Below are 16,859 nucleotides of genomic sequence, written 5' to 3'. Positions count from 1 at the left end.
CTTTTAAAAATCATAAAACTTTGTGCTAACAATAGATAGCAGGTTTATAAAAAAGGAATTTAAGATTGTAAAATTGATTCAAACTTCTCCCGTACGAACGATTTCTTTTGAGATACTTTATAATTGAAAAAAATGTTTTTTTCTTAAATTCTTGCGAAAGTATAATTAGAAGCGGCGGTTCCTATTGAGAATTCCTGATTTCGAAGCACATTATTTAAACCGCCCCAATTGCTCCATTGCGGTCTGCCGTCGTAGATTTTGTTCATCGTCATTCCGTTGAGCATCATGGTTCCGTTTTCGCTGTCTAAGCCGCGCACCCGAAATCTCGCTTGTCCCCAATTGAATGCAGATGCCTGCATAAAAGCATCTTTTGATGATTGCAGAAGTCCCGATGTCATTTCAGACGAACTATTATCTTCAGAAAAGTCACTGTCTGAAAGCGCAATCAATGCTGCAGGAACTTCATCTGAATAAGTATCTTCTAATTGTAAAACTCCAAGATTTATGTTTTCTGATAAATTAGATGGCACTTTTAAAAGGAGATCTTTATATCCTTGGCTTCTCAATAAAAGTAATTGTTCTTCCTTAGGAAATATATGAAGCTCAAATTTCCCAGTTTCCGATGTGAGCTGTGTTACTGCAGGATTTTGTATGGTGACAACTACATTTTCCAGCGGATTTTGCGTTCGGGCATCAATAGCAATTCCTGTAATTGTAATTTGCTGTTGTGCTGTGATAGCATTAAAAAAGCATGCAATAAAGAAGACTATGTATTTCTTAACCATTAAAAAAATCCAATTTACTTTAAAAATATTTTTAGGATCAAAATCCTTACTTCGAAAGATAAAATTGGTTTTTGGAAAGAGTTTTTAAATAGATAAGCGGTATCCATTTAAATTCAAATATATACAAAATATTTAAAATTAAATAAATCCTTACAAATTAACCGTGATTTTAGTAAATTTTAATGAAATTAATTTCGTTTAGAATTAGGCTGATGTTCTAATTTTAGAAACCATAAAAGCAATTAAAACACCAAAAATTCCGATAAAGGCAAAAGAAAACTGCAATCCGAAACTTTGCGCGATATGTCCAATAACTGGTGGTCCCATTAAAAAACCAAGGAAACTTACGCTGGAAACAATCGTTAAGGCTTCTCCCGCAGGCACTGTTGGATTTTTACCTGCAATACTATAAACGGTCGGAACGATTGTGGCAACGCCCAAACCTACAAACATAAATGCAATCGTACACGGAACGATATAAGGAAGAAAAACAGCAGTAAAAAGTCCTGCCGAAATCATAACGCCGCTAATCTGCATCACGCGTTCGCGTCCAAATTTATTGATTAATCCGTCGCCTAAAAATCTTCCACTCGCCATCATAATCATAAAAGATGTATACCCTAAAACTACCAAAGGACCAGGTGCTTTTACGATATCTTTAAAATAAACTCCGCTCCAATCGAACATTACCCCTTCACTCGCCATACTGCAAAATCCGATAACGCCCAGCCAAAGCAATGCTGAATCTGGTTTTGTAAATAATTTTTTTCCTTCTGGTTTGGCTTTTGCTTTTTCTTTGGCTCTTACCAAAAATTTGAAATTTAGCACAACCATAATCAGAACAATTCCAGCCACAATCATAAAATGATGCAGGGGACTCAAATTTAAAGCCAGCATTCCTAAACCGACTAATGCACCGGTAAATCCTGCGAAACTCCACATTCCGTGAAAAGAAGACATGATTGTTTTTTTGAACAATACTTCGGTGTAAACCCCTTGCGTATTTACAGCGATATTGGCAAGATTTCCGAACACGCCGAACAAAAACAATCCAAGAGACAATTGTAATGATGTTGTGGCCAAACCTAAATTAATCAGGCATAAAACATACATTATAAGAGAAAAAATCAAGATACGATGACTTCCGAATTTGGTTACCATTTTTCCGGAAAACGGCATAACAATCAATTGTCCCACGGGAAGTGCGAAAAGTATAGAACCTAAATCACCTTCCGTTAAATGTAAAGCGGTTTTAATATCTGGAATTCTACTGGCCCATGTGGCAAAACTTAAACCCATTCCGAAATAAAACATTCCAACGGCAAATCGAATTCGGTTTAAATAAGAAGCTTTTGCTTCTCTAAATACTTTCTTGATTTTTCCTTTGGTTTGAAAAAGCGCTAACGGGTTAAAATTTATCAGCATATTGAATTTTTATTGAATATTGATCAAAAATACTAAAAACGTGTAGTAAAGTGTATAATGCCTAAGGTTATACACAATATACAACGTTATTGTTTATAAATTCAAAGGTTTTCAATTGAATTCATCTTATTAAAATTACAACATTTCGACTTTACTTTAAAAAAATGAAGACAAAAAAAAGACGCACTATTGTGCGTCTCTACTATTATATGATGATTACTTTCTGCTGTGCATCACTTGAAATTGCTGCTTCTATAACCTGCATTACTTTTACGCCTTCATCTGCAGTAACGGGTTCTTTTTTGTTGTTTGCTATTGAATCGTAAACGCCGTCGAAGAAACTAAAATAATTGCCTTGAAGTGTTGGTATTTTCTCTCTCACCACTTTGCCATCAATCTCTGTATGTAAAAGTCCTTGTAAACTTTCATCTTCTGTTCCCCAAGAATCTAAGTTTGGTTTTTTACCCACTTTTAAATCATCTTCCTGAACATCGCCTCGTGGTTTTAAGAAAGACCCTTTTTTTCCATGAATTGTATAAGCCGGATGTGCTTCTCTCACAAAAAATCCTGCTTTCAAACGGACTCTGAAGTTAGAATAAAATAAGGTTAAATCGATCCAATCGTCTACAACTGAGTTTTCTCTGGTTACACGAATGTCTCCAAAAACCGCCTTTGGACACCCGAATAAACTAATTGCCTGATCAATAATATGCGGACCTAAATCTTTTAAAACTCCTGCTCCATCGTTTGCTGTTTCTTTGTGCACCTTCGGACTCAATACTGGATTGTATCTGTCAAAATGAAATTCGGCTTCGACTAAATCGTCCAAAACACCTTCTTCAATTACTTTTTTAATGGTTTTGAAATCACTGTCCCATCTTCTGTTTTGAAAAACGGCCAGTTTCAAACCTTTTTCTTTTGCAATTGCAGCCAATTCTTTTGCTTCGGCAACTGTCGTTGTAAATGCTTTTTCTACAACGGCATGTTTTCCTGCCAAAAGTACTTTTTTAGCATATTCGTAATGTGTTCCGACTGGTGTATTTACGATTACCAAATCGACATCATCGTTTAATAATTCATCGAGTGAAGCGTAACTTTTTACGTATGGATAATCTTCTTGAATTAGTTTTTTGCTTCTTTCCCAAGAACCTAATAATTCAAATCCTTCGTGAAGATCTAAAAACGGAGCGTGAAAAACTTTCCCCGACATTCCGTATGATAATAATGCTGTTTTTATCTTTTGCATTTTTGAATATTTTTACAATAAAGTTATTTTTTCCAACCATTAAGACATAAAGAAAATTAAGTTCCCTGCTTTATGAACTTAATTTCTTAATGGTTCAAACTAAAAACATTTAATGTTTTGTTTTTTAAAGTTTAGCTCTTTCGTATTGTTTTGGCCATTGAATATCGTCGTTTAATTCCTTTGCGAAATCCAGAGGCAAGTTTGGGTTTCTTAGAGATTCTCTGGCGAATAAAATTAAATCGGCTTGATTTTTATTTAAAATTTCTTCGGCTTGTTTGGCTTCTGTAATTAATCCGACAGCACCTGTTGCAATGCTGGCTTCTTGTTTTACTTTTTCTGCAAAAGGAACCTGATAACCTGGACCTAATGTTATTTTTTGATGTGAAACCAATCCGCCTGACGAAACATCGATTAAATCTACTCCTTTTTCTTTTAATATTTTAGAAAGTTGCACAGATTCTTCTGGATTCCAACCGTTTTCTGCCCAATCTGTTGCTGAAATTCTAACAAATAAAGGTAAATCTGAAGGCCATTCTGACTGAACCGCTTCTACAACTTCTAACGTAAAACGGATTCTATTTTCAAAACTTCCTCCATATTCATCTGTTCTCACATTCGTTAAAGGCGATAAAAATTGATGCAATAAATAACCATGTGCTGCGTGAACTTCTACAACCTGATATCCTGCTTCAACTACTCTTTTGGTTGCAGATTTAAAATCGGAAATTACTTTCTGGATTCCGTTTTTGTCTAAAGCTTCTGGAAGAAATGGCTCATCATCATGATACGGAATCGCACTTGGAGCAACCGTCTGCCATCCGCCTTGAGCGAAATCTAATTTTTTATTTCCCAACCAAGGAGCCGAAACACTTGCTTTTCGACCAGCATGAGCCAATTGAACTCCAGGAATAGAATTCTGAGAAACAATAAAAGCGTTGATTTGTTTTAGTTTTTCGATGTGTTCGTCTTTCCAAATTCCAAGATCGGAAGGAGAAATTCTAGCTTCTGGAGAAACCGCAGTTGCCTCCTGAATAATTAATCCAGCTCCGCCAGTGGCACGACTTCCTAAATGAACCAAATGCCAATCGTTTGCAAATCCGTCAACTGACGAGTATTGGCACATTGGCGAGATAACAATTCTATTTTTTAAAGTGATTTTTTTTATGGTGAAGGGTGAAAATAATTTCGTTGCCATAGACTTGTGACTTTTAGTGGATTTTAATGCTCGAAATGAGCAAAATTTTATAAAAAGTAAAGTTACGGTATCTTCGTAAAAAGAGAAATCGAAATGTTTATTAATTAACAAACATTTAAATCAAATTCTATTTTAAAAATCAACTAAAAAGTTTTTTCTCTATTTCTGAAAAGTCATTTTTTTCAAACTCCTGTACGTTTTTATCTTTCAAGAGAAAAATTTTATCGCAGTCTTTATAGAGGATTTCTAAGATATGCGAAGAAATAAAAATGATACTTTTTTTAGCAAGTTCACGAATGTAATTCATTAATAAATAATTCGATTCCAAATCTAATCCGTTAAAAGGCTCGTCTAAAATATAGACAGGAAATTCTTTTTGGAAGACCGCATTTAAATACGTTTTCTTTTTCATTCCTGTCGAGAATTCACGAATTAACTGGTTTTCTGGAACATCAAAAATTTCATTAAAAACAAATGTTTTCAAATCTAGTAAATGAGCATAAAAATCATAAAATTCAGCCGCTGTGAGTTCATCGTAAATTGCAGGTTCTGTAGGAACCCATCCCGCATTCTGCAATAACAATTTTTCTTGATTTAGAAAAGAACTTCCTTTATAACTTTCAAGACCCAAAATGCATTTAAAAAGTGTTGTTTTTCCATGTCCGTTTTTACCAATAACACCATAAATTCCAGGCTTTTCAATATCGATTTTAATGTCTTCTAAAACCAATTTATCGCTGTATTTTTTTTGATCAATTTTAATCTTCAGCATATTTAATGGTATTTAAATTTTTAACTGCTTTTTTATACATAAAAGGCATTACGATTAATGGCACTCCAAACAGCGTAATAATTGAAGAAGTATACAGCACAAAAACAATCTGATGTATTAAGCTATTTTTAAAGTACATATATTTTAAAACAACATTTGCCAGAGGCAGAATAAATACAATTCCAATTAGCATCAATTCTTCCCATCTCCCCAAAAAACAAAGTACAATAACAATCGGAATGGTGATGTAAAAAGTATTAACAAGTGTGTTTTTTAATTGATATCTCAAATATTTTTCTGCTGAAAAAGGGTTTCGCCTAATTTCTTCTGTTTGCTCCCTTTCAAAAGATGTCATACAAGCCAGTAAAGACAAAACCAGTAATACAAAATAAATTAGATTTTGATTTTTATATTCAGTAGCAACGTAGATTAATACTGCTAAAAATGGAAAGAGGTAAATCAGTTTGTATTTTCTAAAATTGATGTGCCAATAAACATTAAACAAATTAAAAGGATATTTTATCGTCTTGAAATTTGATTTTGGAAGGTTAATTAAAAAGATATTAAAAACCAAAACTGCTACAATATATAAGTACTCCTCTTTAAATAGTAAGACCAGATGAAAAGGCAGTGAATAGATAAGATATTCTAAGAACAATATGATCTTATAATCTTTTCTCAACCTTAAAATCTCAATATCTGATCTTTGCAAATGATAGCCCACAACATCAAGAAAAAAGAGAAAAATGTAGTTTCGAAAGTGCTCGTAATTTTTAAAAACTAAAAATGCGGCCACCAAATAAAGCAGCACAACCAAAAGAATGGCAAGACTATCTCCTTTAGAAACTAATTTTCTAAAACGAACAATAAACAGATATTCTAAAATTGTAATCAATATTTTATTGTATGAATCGTTATAGAGTGTTTATAACATATTTATGCAATTCGTTACTAATAAAATAAGCTTTATTTAAATTATTAAAAGTAACAGCAATTATTAACAAACATTTAAAAGCTTAAACACTATCTTGCACCTCAAATTAAATTAGAAAACGCTACTTTTGTGCGTTAAATACGAATTAAAAATAAAAAATGGATATAGTTATCAAACTCTCTCAATTTCTATTGAGTTTATCTTTACTTATTATTCTTCATGAATTAGGGCATTTTATCCCTGCAAAATTGTTTAAAACAAGAGTCGAAAAATTTTATTTGTTTTTTGATGTTAAATATTCACTTTTCAAAAAGAAAATCGGAGAAACAGAATACGGTATCGGATGGTTGCCACTTGGTGGTTATGTGAAAATTTCTGGAATGATCGATGAAAGTATGGACAAAGAGCAAATGGCTCTGCCTCCTCAGCCTTGGGAATTTCGTACGAAACCAGCTTGGCAGCGTTTAATTATTATGCTTGGCGGTGTTACGGTAAACTTTATTTTGGCTTTTATTATTTACATCGGTATGGCGTTTGCTTACGGAGATACTTACATTGCCAATGCAGATTTAAAAGACGGTGTTCTGATTGAAAATCCGGCTATGAGTAAAGCTGGTTTTAAAACGGGTGATAAAATTATTTCTATTGATGGAAAAACTGTAGAGAATTTTGACAGCGACATGAACATGAATGTGATCATGGCAAAAGAAGTTCTGATTGAAAGAAACGGACAACAGCAAACAATCAAAATGCCAACTGATTTTGTAGACCAGCTTTCTAAAACAGAAAAAGGGCTTCTTATTGGTATACGTCGACCTTTTGCCATTGGACAAGTTGCTGAAGATTCTCCAAATCAAAATTTGAAACCAAAAGATTTGATCCTTTCTCTTAACGGACAAAAAATTAAATATTTTGATGAAGCTAAAACTATTTTAGAAGCAAACAAAGGAAAATCAATTTCTGCAGTTGTTTTACGTGATTTAAAAGAAACTCCACTTACTTTAAAAATTAGTAATGAAGGAAAACTAGGTGTTGCTCCTGGAGGTTTAGACATGAAATCATTAGAAAAACTTGGTTACTATAAAATCAGTACAAAAGAATACGGTTTCTTCGAATCTATTCCGGTTGGTCTTGAAAAAGGAAAAGATCAATTGGTTGGTTACGGAAAACAATTGAAAATGATTTTTAATCCAGAAACCAAAGCGTACAAACAAGTTGGTGGTTTTGCTGCGATTTTCAATATTTTCCCTACTTCTTGGAGCTGGGAAGTTTTCTGGTCGATCACAGCTTTATTGTCGATTATGCTTGGAGTTATGAATTTATTGCCGATTCCAGCACTTGATGGTGGACACGTAATGTTTTTATTGTATGAAATTATTAGCGGCAAAAAACCAAGCGACAAATTCCTAGAGAATGCGCAAATGGTTGGTTTTGTTTTACTTATTTCACTACTACTGTTTGCTAATGGTAACGACATTTACAAGGCGATTGTAGGCAAGTAAAAAAAAGTCAAAAAAAGAGTGAAAATGTTTTTGAGAAACTAAAAATAGTTTTATATTTGCACTCGCTAAAAAGAGCAACAACTTCCTCCTTAGCTCAGTTGGTTAGAGCATCTGACTGTTAATCAGAGGGTCCTTGGTTCGAGCCCAAGAGGGGGAGCAACTTTTTTTAGCAAACATATTTACCTTTAAGGTGATTCCTCCTTAGCTCAGTTGGTTAGAGCATCTGACTGTTAATCAGAGGGTCCTTGGTTCGAGCCCAAGAGGGGGAGCTTAAAAAAAGACGATCAAAATTGATCGTCTTTTTTTTTTGCCCTATTTTGTCATTTCGACCGAAGGGAGAAATCACACTAGAAACTCGACAAAGTATTTCTCCAATCTATGCCGATTTACGAGTGTGATTTCTCCCTTCGGTCGAAATGACAAGACTATGTCTTTAGAAAATAAAAATTAAATTTATTTAAAACGCAAAGTTTGCAAAGCCTAAAAATAAACCTTTGCGAACTTTGCGCCTCCTTAGTGTCTTTGCGGTTAAAAAAAAAACTTACTTCACAACCAAAGTCTCGCTCTTAAACCTTTTCATTAAAATTTCGGCTTTTTCGATTTGATTGATTGATTTTAAAGACTGCGCATATCTGTAATAATAAATCACATCCGGATCTTTAACTAAATTGAACAATTGTTCATAATAACCCGCCGCCGTATTGAGTTTTCCATCAAAATAAAGTCGGTCGGCTACTTTTTGAAGCATTTCTGGCGATTTATAGCCTTTCTCTAAGACTTTTTCGTATGTTCCTGTTACATCTACGCTTTTATATTCTCGTTCCTTTACAGGAGTTTTAATGTCTATTTTAACTGGTTGTACTGAAGCCATTAAATTGGCAGTTTGTGGTTTTGTCTCGACAACGGCAGTAACTTTTTGTTTTCTCTTTACATATCTCGGAATTATCGTTCGAACGTTGTTCGGCCCTAAATCGTAAGTATCAACCATATCGAGTTTAGAAACTTCGTAAGTAATAATTCTTCCACCAAAAAGTTTATTGATTCTTTCTTCGACATAATATGACTTGATCACCAAATCGCTGTCTGATTGCGTGTCGGTTAACAATATGGTTTGCCCTTTTGCAGAAGTAGCAGAAGTAGCCGCACGTTGAGCAAAACAATTAAGAGAAATAAGCAATAAAAACGTGCTCCAAAGTGCTTCGTACTTTTTCATAAACAATTCGATAAAATTAAAGGTTTATCTTAAAATTTTATCAAAAATATCGCATTCACACTTTTATGATTATATATTCTCTGCAACTAACTTGAAAAAACGTTTAAATGCCATTTTCTCTCTGAGGCTTCCTGATTAGGGAAAAAGGTTCCTTTTTTTTAACCGCGAAGACGCAAAGGAGGCGCTAAGTTCGCAAAGTTTTACTTTTCTTAGTTTAAAATTTGTGAAACTTTATGAGCGTTTGGTTCAGGCTAAAAAGGATAAAGTGGAGTATTTGGAGAGGTTAATGAAAGGGAAGTAATTTCTTGTTTTTTTTAATACAAAATAAAAAGAGGCGCAATTTACCATTGCGCCTCTTTTTATATGTTTTTAAATTTTATTTTCTTTTTGTCAAATGATCAGAAATAAGCTCTGAAATAGTTTTAAGCCCTAAATGTTTTTGACATGTCAAATCCGACAAATACTGTATATAATCAACATGATCATGTTTAGGTATTTCTTTTTCAAACTCTTGAAGATTTGAAAAACGTCTTTCTGGTATTAATTCTTTTGCAGTTAAGAGAAGAACTGGATTTGTCGAAATTAGTTTATTTAAATCTCTAAAATGATTAACCAAATCAGTTAGTAGTAGTTTCTCATCATCATCAAATTCTTCTTTTAAAGTTGACACCACTAAAGTCACATTAGGCAAATGTGCTCCGAGGAATTTCAACCTATCTAAATCAACTTTAGTGAATGATTTAAATGTTTTACATTCACATACAAAACTATTTGGCTTCCATTTGTTTCTGTAATGTTTAGCTATTATTGCTAAATCAACTTCATACTCATCTTTTCCTTTTTTGATATTAAAATCCATCAAAAAAGATAACTCTCTATTACTATCTGCTAGTTCTAAATTAAAAAGTCGTAAAGTCAAAAAAACACAAAGTAATCCATCTACTTTATTATTTCTTGTAAAAGAACCTAATCCTCGATAAGCATATTTAAAAGTGACCTTAGGATCATTTTTCGGAAGAACAAATTGATTTCTGCAAATTGAACACTGCATTTTATCACTTAATTCATTAATCAGATAGAATGATTTTTGTTCACAAATGAGACATTTAACATTCACACCAAATTCAATTATTTTCTTCTCTAAAAGTAAATCTATAATTTCATTGGGTGATTTAATTTCTGGAAATGGCTTTAACTGTTTTATTTTCCCAATTAAATCTTCAAAAGAAATTGATTTTCCTCCTTCAAAAAGCTCAATTATTTTAATTGCATTTTGGGTAGAAAAAATATTAATTCCATTTATTCCTCCAATATTTCTCAACACCTCTTTTCCAAGTTTTGTTGATGATGTTTCTGATATTGCCAAACCTTTTCGGCTAAAATATTTTGAAAAAAAATCAAATGATTTTGGAATGTAATAATGCTCTCTCTCTCCGTTATAAGAAATATATTTTATAATACTATCATTAGACACTCTCCAGTCATTTGAAAAACTGTAGGGATTAGTTATTTTTTTTAAATCTTCGGTAGTAATTTCTGAAACAACACCTGCATACTTTCCCTCATCATTCCAAAAATTAAAAGAAACATAACTCTTAAATAAACCATCATTTGAATTCTTTGTTTTAAATGGTAAAAATGGCAATTCAACTTTAACCATATTATCCTCTTCAATTTTTGTGTCTTTACTTTCGTAACCAAAAATATATCGTGGACAAAGAACAGAATCATATTTTAAAATTTCTTTACTACTATGCCAATATCTGGGAAACCATTTAATCGCAGTTACAATATTATCAAAATTATTGATTGACTTAATAGAATTAATTTCTTTAAAAATTTCGTCTGAATTTACGTTCGGTGAAGTTAAAAAATCTAAATACTTAAAACTTAGTTTAGATTTTTGTTTCAACTTGAATAAATCTAATAATCTTTCTAAAAATGGCTCTTTATGTATTTTATCAAATGGTATTGGAAGCACTTTTATTCCAATGGCACGGAGATTCCAAAAATCTATTACATCTAATTGCTCCTTTCTATCTATCACATAACACAGATTGCTCTGATCTAAATAATCATCATAAACATGATCAATTTTTTCTCGAATTAAGGGGATTGTAAAAAACAAATTTTGATTTAAAAATTCCCCTAAATTATTATAATCCAATTCGAATTTTTGATACCAATTCATTGGCTCAAGATGTTCTTGAATCAAATTCACATGTATTTCCTCAGTAACGTTTCCAATCCAAGCACTTAACAATAAATCGTCGTTAATAATTTTAGGGATTGAAAATTTTAATTCATCATTTCTTTTATATTTAAATTCTTCTTCATAAACGTTTTCTATTAAAACATCTATCCCAATACTATAATTAAGTCTGTTTTTCTGTACCCTATCAAAAAACTCACTTAAAGCAATTAATTTTCTCCCATCTGCAAAGTTTTGAACTACTTTTGAGTCTATTTGATTGTCATAAATTAATACATCAGGATCAAAATTTTTTATTACATTTCTATAATATTCTTCCTCATTTATTTCAATATTATATCTTTTTAGAAAATTAAGCGGGAACTTTTCATGGTAAATAATTATCGGACAATATATTCCCGCCCAAATAGAGCTTAAACTTTTAAAGACATCTAGTACTTTTTTACTATCCTCTTCTAATTTTATTAGAACTAAAAATTTTATAGGACTTAAATCATGATTAATATTAACCTCCATAACATAAAAAATTATTTTTAAAGATATAGTACTTTAGAATAATACCATAGTCATTTTTCAATAAAAAAGCGCCACAATTCAACATTGTAGCGCTTTTCTATTCTTAAAACTCTCAGGTTTATTAAACCCCTAATTTCTTAGCAATCTCCGCAGGAATTCCTCCTTTGTTTACTAGTAATGCAGTAGTTTTATATTTTACGAAGTTCTTAGTTACGAACAAGAAACCTTTGTAGTCGTTTGTTTCTCCCCAAGAATTTTTTACGATATAATATTCTTTTCCAGTTTGGTCTTTTGCTAAACCAATAATGTGCATTCCGTGGTCGTCTGTTGTAGTGTAGTTATCAAACGCAGTCTGACGCATTTCTGGAGTAATTTCTGGTTCTGCTTTTGGTCCGTTAAACATGTCTGCTTTTTCTTCTGCAGTCATATCTTCAAACTTTTTGTTCGGAACGTAAGCTACACCATTTTTCCAGCTAAAGCTTTTCTCGCTAACATCTGTTGCCCAAGCTACTGTATATCCTTTTTTCAAAGCATTGTCGATAACATCTGTCATATCGTTTACTTTTACATTGTAAACTTGATCTAACGACCAGTTGTCTGGTACCATCATAGTTGTTTTTTGGTAGTATGGAGAAGTGGTGAAAGATGACATTTCTACATACTCATCAGGATTAATTCCTACTACTTCTTTAGCGAAAGATTGTGGTGTATAGTTTTTTCCTTTGTAGTTAAAGTTTTCTGGCACTTTTCCTAAGTAAGAATCAATAACTGCTGTGTATGCTTTTTGCCAGTTTGGTGTCAATTCTCCGTTTGGATTTTTAACAACAGCTGCCAATACTCCTTCGATAAGAGCTGCCATTTCACCAAATTTATTTTTGTCTGTTCCGTAGTTCAAACCTGTATAAACTTCTCTAGGAACAGTTCCGTATTTTTTATACATATTGATTACATCGTGCAAAGCTCCACCGTCACCTAAAGTAATAGCTCCGTGCATACGAACGTAGTTTACACCTTTGTCAACGTATACATTTCTTGCAGAATAAATTTGAGATAATTCAACCGGCTGTTTTCCTAAACGAATCATTTCTGATTCTAAGAATGAATTTGTCGAGTAGCTCCAACAAGTTCCTGACGAACCCTGAGTTTTTACTGAGGTTGTTCCTAAGTTAATTACTTCTGTAAATTTAAAGTTCTCTTTGCTTTTGTCGCTAGCGTTTAGTTTTAATGAATTAACTAATACGTCTTGCGCAAAACAGCCTGCCGTTCCAGCCAAAAATACTGAAGCTGCAAACACTGATTTGAATGAAAATGTATTCATAATTTATGTTTAAGATTTAACAAAATTAGTCGCTAATGTTTCTAATTTGTTACAAAACAATTAAATATTATACAATTTCAGACTGTAATTTTGTTAATATTTTCTTAACGGATTAAATTATTAGGTTATTTAAGACAAAAAGCCCCGATAACGTTATATTGAGGCTTTTTAAAATTATTTTTTTATAAATCAACTTCTTACAACTTTTTCTATCTCATCCAGTTACTTCCAAAAACGATATAGTAAGCCCAATCTTCTGGCCCTCTTGCAACGTCTACTCCCATTCGGAGTTTAAATTTTCTTGCCACAAGATATCTAAAACCTGTTCCGTAACTGTAGACCACTGGTTTTGCAAAAGCTTTGTCCCAATCGTTAAACGCACTTGCAAGACCACCAAAGCCCATTACACTCCATCTTTTGTACACATCCCATCGCAATTCGGCTTCGGTTACAATGCTCGTTTTTCCTTGATAACGCGCCGCGGGAATTCCTCTTAAATTTATTCCTGGTCTTAAATAAAAAGGCGGACTCCCAAACGCCTGCTCTCCTTCTACCCTCAGTCCGCCAATTAATGTCTTCGCTAACGGATAATACCCGATTGCTGATAAATTAACGCGCCAGGCATCGTAGTCGCTTCCTATTGCGTTATCTGACCAAAAGAAATCAGATTGAATTCGGATTCCTTTATCTGGTGTAAATATATTGTCGCGACCATCAAACTGAATGGCTGCTCCGAACTGACTTACCGTACTTTTTACATCGCTTGGTTTTACAAATGGCGGTGGTAGATTAAAATCTGGCAGGTTTATTTTTGAATTTAAAAACAAATATTGTGGTCCAGCGCTCCATTTTGCATTTCTAAACTGTTTTAACCACTGGGTATAAAAAATCGTAGATCTAAAATTGAGCTTAAATTCCTGATCAGGTAAATTTGGTAGATTATTTTCATAAAAAGACAAATTCACATCTCCATAACCTGCTGCTACGCGATACAATATTCTAGGTTTTATCAAAGTTGAGGAACGAAATGCGCCAACCATCCAACTCTTATTTCCGGTATACATTCCCATTCCTCCTGTTATGTCCGGATTTATAAATCGTTTTTTACCATTTTCATCAATAACGGGTGCGTGTTTTTTTAGAAAAACAGGTACAACTGCACCTCCAATTCCACCTAAAGCGGGTTCTGTAATGATTGTGGGAACAACTATAAAACCATGTGCATAAATCAAATAATCACTTAAATCGACAGCATGATCTAAAGAATCTCTAAGACTAATTTTATATTTCTGTGCATTTAATCCATTAAATGAAACTATTATCCAAATCGATAATAAGATAATTTTTGATATTGATTTTTTACTTTTCATAAAAGAATTTGAATCGTTTATATTTAAAAGTCTAACTCAATTCTGCCGAAATTTTAAGCCTAAGAATTACTTTTTCTTGGTACTGAAAACATGCGCTAGGGTGATAAAAAATGTATTTCCCTGAAATCTGTTTATAGCATTTACCTCAGCAATCCATCTCAAACCAGCATTGGTCCTACTGCCAATATGAAAATAATTCACCTCAGCGCCAAGTCCAGCGACACGATCTTTGTCTGGTTCTATAACAAGACTTCCTAGAGGAATTTTATCCTCTGAAATTTTATATTGTAAGTAGTAAATCAGTCCTGCATTTAAGATTCCTTTTGGTGCTGTTTTTTCGGCATTCATACAATAGAATGTTTTTCCTAAACCTCCTTCAATACTCAAAATATCACCTGTTTTTATATCAGTATCTTTTTTCTTTCCATTAATTTCATAAGCCGCCAAAGCTGAAAAATGAAATGTTTTTTTATCATTGAAGAAAAGGGTTGTTCCTGCTGAGAATTCATTCATAAACATTCCTAAACCGCTATTGTTGCTGGCGCCAAGTTCATATTTTCCAGTAGGCAGATATAATGAATAACTGAATATAAAATCGGCTCGTTTGTTGTGCCACCCTAACTGCAAAGGTTGTATAAACATATCTGTAAACGCAAAATCACTTTTGGTATCTACAAAATTTCCTTGAATGGTATTGGTTGCAAACGCAAGTAAAATTGTGGCTCCGTAATTGGCTCCTAAAATTTTAAAATCGCTAACATAAGAAGCTCCGGCTCCTGTTATAAACATGGAAAAATCGGGGTTTCCTATTTTATCTCCATCTGCATTTCTCATTGAAGATGCGGTATAAATATATCCGGGAATATAAACACTCAAGGTATTTTCTGGTGCCTGAGTTCCAGATTGAAGCCCCATTCCACCTAAAATATGTCCGCCTTTTAATTGTGCATTACTGTAGAAAGAAATCAATAATAACGTGGTTACTAAGATTGATTGCAATACCTCTTTTGAATTATTAATTTTTACTCTCATGCTGAAATGTTTTAAAATGAATTAAGACTTTTACAACTGCATATCGTACAATGATTTATAGGTAAAAAACGTTTATTTAAAATAATAAGAACCTTGACGATCCGGACTTATTCTAATCGTTTTAAAATATTCTGAAGGCGATTTTCCTGTATGCTTTATAAATGCTCTAAAACAAGTTGTTCGGGATTTAAAACCAGAACCCCATGCCATTCCTTCTAATGATAAATCTTTCCATTCTGGATCGTTTATTTTGTCTTTAAAATATTCGATCCTTTTGAGATTAACATAATCCTGAAAATGAAGACCAAATTCTGAATTAATTAAGCTGGAAAGATGATGAACCGAAATTCCTGTTTCATCTGACAAATCTCTAATTACAAAATCTTTTTTTAGAAAGAGGTTTTTAGAATTGAGAACATAATCTAGTTTTTCCAGATAATCTTCTCTTTTTTCAGAAGCCAGTTCTGCTATCGGAAAATTGTTTTTTGTTTCTTTAGATTTTAAAAGCATTGTATTATCAACAACAAAATCGAATGTTTCTTCTTCATCATGAAAAATAGTCGGTCTAAAATAAAGCCAGCCAACCGTAAAAAATAAAACGGAAGAAATTAGAATATAACACGAAAGATCTACGGTCTCCATTTTTTTAAGTAGAAAATGATGCACAAAAAGTGCCGAGAACAAGAATAAAATCATGAGGTTATAAACCTTGATCCAATTGATTACTTTACTTCTGTGAAATTGGTTTCCTTTGAATTTTTTCAAATCATAGTTTAAAACCAACATGGTTTGAAAAAAAACATAGCACAACCAAATTGTCAATGTTAAAATAGAAAATGGATTTTTGATTACTCCTGCAAGATAGTCGATTATTTCTATGTTGGTAAAACCACCAACGTATACAATTAAAGTTAAAACAAAATAGATTAAGAATGGCACAAAATGTAACCAATCGTATTTTCTAAAACTTTTATTAAGAGACAGAATATTTCTAACATATAAAAAAGAACACGGAGCGGTTAAAAAAATAAATGCTTTTGTAATCGTCAGCAAGTCTGGAAAGTTCTTAAATATATTGGCTGACAGATAAAAGTTATAAATACTTACTACCGCCAAACTCAATAAAAACATGCCCAAGAAAAAACTTTTCGAATAGTTTTTTTTGGAAAAAAGAACCATTAATGCAGTTGCAAAACCGGCAATTATGGCTATGAAAAAGAATAACGAGAGTAAAATATCGATCATTTTTAAGGTTGATTTGTTTGTTATACTTCTTAAAAAGAGTTTCGAAATGAGGGATTTCTGGTATAAACAAATGTGCTTATAGGCTGATTAGACC

13 protein-coding genes, 2 tRNA genes and 1 pseudogene are annotated in these 16,859 nt (G+C 32.6%); 4 read left to right on the top strand and 12 right to left on the bottom strand.

All coding sequences use genetic code 11. The annotated features are described in order from the left end of the window. Positions 1 to 143: 143 nt before the first annotated feature. The 6 genes from K6T82_RS14245 to K6T82_RS14220 all read right to left on the bottom strand — a co-directional run bounded on the left by K6T82_RS14245 (position 144) and on the right by K6T82_RS14220 (position 6,318). Positions 144 to 785, bottom strand: a complete 642-nt coding sequence (locus K6T82_RS14245) for a carboxypeptidase-like regulatory domain-containing protein (protein ID WP_223706825.1) — start codon at positions 783 to 785, stop codon at positions 144 to 146. Between the two features lie 204 nt (positions 786 to 989). Next, on the bottom strand, positions 990 to 2,210 hold the full coding sequence (locus K6T82_RS14240) for an MFS transporter (RefSeq protein WP_223706823.1): 1,221 nt from the start codon (positions 2,208 to 2,210) through the stop codon (positions 990 to 992). 205 nt (positions 2,211 to 2,415) lie between these two features. Continuing rightward, complete coding sequence (locus K6T82_RS14235) at positions 2,416 to 3,456, bottom strand: Gfo/Idh/MocA family oxidoreductase (RefSeq protein WP_223706820.1); 1,041 nt, start codon at positions 3,454 to 3,456, stop codon at positions 2,416 to 2,418. A 124-nt stretch (positions 3,457 to 3,580) separates the two neighbouring features. Continuing rightward, positions 3,581 to 4,651: an NADPH dehydrogenase NamA gene (gene namA / locus K6T82_RS14230; RefSeq protein WP_223706816.1), complete on the bottom strand. Its 1,071-nt coding sequence runs from the start codon at positions 4,649 to 4,651 to the stop codon at positions 3,581 to 3,583. 139 nt (positions 4,652 to 4,790) lie between these two features. Next, complete coding sequence (locus K6T82_RS14225) at positions 4,791 to 5,423, bottom strand: ATP-binding cassette domain-containing protein (RefSeq protein WP_223706814.1); 633 nt, start codon at positions 5,421 to 5,423, stop codon at positions 4,791 to 4,793. Beyond that, on the bottom strand, positions 5,410 to 6,318 hold the full coding sequence (locus K6T82_RS14220; RefSeq protein WP_223706811.1) for a hypothetical protein: 909 nt from the start codon (positions 6,316 to 6,318) through the stop codon (positions 5,410 to 5,412). The genes K6T82_RS14225 and K6T82_RS14220 overlap by 14 nt, the downstream gene beginning before the upstream one ends. Before the next feature lie 197 nt (positions 6,319 to 6,515). Between K6T82_RS14220 and rseP the strand changes: the two genes are divergently transcribed. The 3 genes from rseP (at position 6,516) to K6T82_RS14205 (ending at position 8,128) form a co-directional block, all read left to right on the top strand. Then, positions 6,516 to 7,859, top strand: coding sequence for an RIP metalloprotease RseP (gene rseP / locus K6T82_RS14215; RefSeq protein WP_223706809.1), 1,344 nt, complete (start codon positions 6,516 to 6,518; stop codon positions 7,857 to 7,859). An 83-nt stretch (positions 7,860 to 7,942) separates the two neighbouring features. Next, positions 7,943 to 8,016: transfer RNA gene (locus K6T82_RS14210), tRNA-Asn, on the top strand. A 38-nt stretch (positions 8,017 to 8,054) separates the two neighbouring features. Further along, positions 8,055 to 8,128: transfer RNA gene (locus K6T82_RS14205), tRNA-Asn, on the top strand. 272 nt (positions 8,129 to 8,400) lie between these two features. On the opposite strand, the gene K6T82_RS14200 is transcribed toward K6T82_RS14205, so the two are convergent. Further along, the gene (locus K6T82_RS14200; RefSeq protein ID WP_223706807.1) at positions 8,401 to 9,072 is read right to left on the bottom strand and encodes a hypothetical protein; all 672 of its coding nucleotides are present in this window, start codon (positions 9,070 to 9,072) and stop codon (positions 8,401 to 8,403) included. A gap of 217 nt (positions 9,073 to 9,289) precedes the next feature. On the opposite strand from K6T82_RS14200, the pseudogene K6T82_RS14195 reads away from it, so the two are divergent. Beyond that, positions 9,290 to 9,373 (top strand): annotated as a pseudogene (locus tag K6T82_RS14195) (transcriptional regulator); the annotation flags it as partial. Between the two features lie 75 nt (positions 9,374 to 9,448). On the opposite strand, the gene K6T82_RS14190 reads toward K6T82_RS14195, so the two are convergent. The 5 genes from K6T82_RS14190 to K6T82_RS14170 all read right to left on the bottom strand — a co-directional run bounded on the left by K6T82_RS14190 (position 9,449) and on the right by K6T82_RS14170 (position 16,765). Then, positions 9,449 to 11,800, bottom strand: a complete 2,352-nt coding sequence (locus K6T82_RS14190; protein ID WP_223706804.1) for a hypothetical protein — start codon at positions 11,798 to 11,800, stop codon at positions 9,449 to 9,451. Positions 11,801 to 11,921: 121 nt separating this feature from the next. Next, entirely contained in the window at positions 11,922 to 13,118 is a 1,197-nt protein-coding gene (locus K6T82_RS14185) for a C1 family peptidase (protein ID WP_223706802.1), read from the bottom strand. Between the two features lie 209 nt (positions 13,119 to 13,327). Next, a complete protein-coding gene (locus K6T82_RS14180) occupies positions 13,328 to 14,488 on the bottom strand; it encodes a BamA/TamA family outer membrane protein (protein ID WP_223706800.1) in 1,161 nt (386 codons plus the stop codon). Between the two features lie 66 nt (positions 14,489 to 14,554). Then, positions 14,555 to 15,520, bottom strand: coding sequence for a SphA family protein (locus tag K6T82_RS14175; RefSeq protein WP_223706798.1), 966 nt, complete (start codon positions 15,518 to 15,520; stop codon positions 14,555 to 14,557). A gap of 72 nt (positions 15,521 to 15,592) precedes the next feature. Beyond that, positions 15,593 to 16,765 carry a helix-turn-helix domain-containing protein gene (locus K6T82_RS14170; RefSeq protein ID WP_223706797.1) on the bottom strand — a complete coding sequence of 391 codons (1,173 nt, stop codon included), beginning with the start codon at positions 16,763 to 16,765 and terminating at the stop codon, positions 15,593 to 15,595. Between the last annotated feature and the right edge of the window lie 94 nt (positions 16,766 to 16,859).

Source organism: Flavobacterium potami (genome assembly GCF_020026915.1).
Lineage (GTDB): Bacteria > Bacteroidota > Bacteroidia > Flavobacteriales > Flavobacteriaceae > Flavobacterium > Flavobacterium potami.
The sequence above is the reverse complement of the archived record's forward strand: the minus strand, read 5'-3'. Positions and strand labels throughout refer to the sequence as shown.

Excerpts from the sequence above, each read along its gene's own strand:
- K6T82_RS14180 (WP_223706800.1), bottom strand. The coding sequence starts at position 14,488 with ATGAAAAGTAAAAAATCAATATCAAAAATTATCTTATTATCGATTTGG.
- K6T82_RS14200 (WP_223706807.1), bottom strand. The coding sequence starts at position 9,072 with ATGAAAAAGTACGAAGCACTTTGGAGCACGTTTTTATTGCTTATTTCT.
- K6T82_RS14175 (WP_223706798.1), bottom strand. The coding sequence starts at position 15,520 with ATGAGAGTAAAAATTAATAATTCAAAAGAGGTATTGCAATCAATCTTA.
- K6T82_RS14235 (WP_223706820.1), bottom strand. The coding sequence starts at position 3,456 with ATGCAAAAGATAAAAACAGCATTATTATCATACGGAATGTCGGGGAAA.
- rseP (WP_223706809.1), top strand. The coding sequence starts at position 6,516 with ATGGATATAGTTATCAAACTCTCTCAATTTCTATTGAGTTTATCTTTA.
- K6T82_RS14190 (WP_223706804.1), bottom strand. The coding sequence starts at position 11,800 with ATGGAGGTTAATATTAATCATGATTTAAGTCCTATAAAATTTTTAGTT.
- K6T82_RS14225 (WP_223706814.1), bottom strand. The coding sequence starts at position 5,423 with ATGCTGAAGATTAAAATTGATCAAAAAAAATACAGCGATAAATTGGTT.
- K6T82_RS14240 (WP_223706823.1), bottom strand. The coding sequence starts at position 2,210 with ATGCTGATAAATTTTAACCCGTTAGCGCTTTTTCAAACCAAAGGAAAA.
- namA (WP_223706816.1), bottom strand. The coding sequence starts at position 4,651 with ATGGCAACGAAATTATTTTCACCCTTCACCATAAAAAAAATCACTTTA.
- K6T82_RS14170 (WP_223706797.1), bottom strand. The coding sequence starts at position 16,765 with ATGATCGATATTTTACTCTCGTTATTCTTTTTCATAGCCATAATTGCC.
- K6T82_RS14185 (WP_223706802.1), bottom strand. The coding sequence starts at position 13,118 with ATGAATACATTTTCATTCAAATCAGTGTTTGCAGCTTCAGTATTTTTG.
- K6T82_RS14245 (WP_223706825.1), bottom strand. The coding sequence starts at position 785 with ATGGTTAAGAAATACATAGTCTTCTTTATTGCATGCTTTTTTAATGCT.